This window comes from Skermanella sp., from assembly GCF_059503625.1.
In genome coordinates this window covers 8,248-9,561 of sequence record NZ_JCACHA010000784.1, presented here as the reverse complement: position 1 = coordinate 9,561, position 1,314 = coordinate 8,248, and the positions used below count along the sequence as shown (strand labels likewise).

Annotated in this window: 1 protein-coding gene; it reads left to right on the top strand. The window is 64.2% G+C overall.

The annotated features are described in order from the left end of the window. On the top strand, nt 1-1,314 hold a 1,314-nt coding region (locus tag AC5JJ6_RS27590; RefSeq protein ID WP_496045137.1), incomplete at both ends, for a PAS-domain containing protein.

Genomic DNA, 1,314 nt, shown 5'->3' with positions numbered 1-1,314 from the left:
GTCGAGGAGCTTCACCGCTACGGCATTCTGGACACGTTTCCGGAAGCCGGGTTTGAACGCCTCGTCGATATCGCCACGCGGCTCTTCGCGGCGCCGATGGCCCTTGTCTCACTGGTCGACAGCGACCGGCAGTGGTTCAAGGCGCGGCGCGGGATCGACGTCGCCGAAACGCCGCGATCCTCCAGCTTCTGTGCGCACACCATCATGGAGGATCGCGCCTGCGTGGTGCCCGACACGACACAGGATGAGCGCTTCAGCCGCAATCCCCTGGTCACAGGCGGGCCGCACATCCGCTTCTACGCCGGCGCTCCGCTGGTCACGGCGGACGGCCTCAAGCTTGGAAGCGTGTGCGTCCTGGATACCGAGCCGCGCGACTTCGGAGAGGAGGACCAGGTTAGCTTGAAACACCTGGCCGATATGGCCATGGATGAAATTGAGTTAAGGTTCACCAAGGCGCGCCTCGAGAACAAACTGGCCGAGCGAGCGGCCCTGCAGGCTGAAACCGAGGCGGCGCGGATGCTGCTGAAGGATCTGATTGACCACCTTCCGGTTGGGGTCTGCCTTGTAGACCGCGAGTTGCGGCTGGTCAGCTTCAACCGCACTTTCGTAGAGTTCCTCGACCTGGCAGATGGCTGCTGCAAGCCGGGAGACTCGTTCGAGTCCTTTATCCGCCTCAACGCCGAACGCGGCGATTACGGTCTCGGTGATCCGGCGCGCCTGACCTCGGAACGCATGGACTTGATCCTGGGCCGGGCTTCCCACCGCCTCGAGCGAATCCGGCCCAATGGCCGGGTCCTAGAGATCGCCTGCGAACCGGTGGCCGGGGGCTTCGTGGCCCTTTATACCGACATCACCGAGCAGCGCCAGCGCGAACGGGACCTAGCGGAAGCCAGGACGCGCGCCGAGGCGGCCAGCCAGGCCAAGTCGGATTTCCTGGCGAACATGAGCCATGAGATCCGGACGCCAATGAACGGCATTCTCGGCATGAACGCGCTTCTGCTCGACACCGCCCTTACCCCGGAGCAGCGGCAGTTCGCAGGGGCCGTGCGCGAGAGTGCCGAGAACCTGCTGGTCCTGATCAACGACCTGCTTGACATCTCGAAGCTCGAGGCCGGCCGGATCGAGCTGGAAAGCATTGATTTCGACCTTGATGACGTCACCGGCAGCGTGCTGGACCTCCTTGCGCCGAAAGCGGCGGAAAAGAACATCGACCTCGGCGCCTGGACGGATCCGCTGGTCCCCCGCCGGCTGCGGGGAGACCCGACGCGGCTGCGCCAGATCCTGACCAACGTGGTCGGCAATGCAATCAAGTTC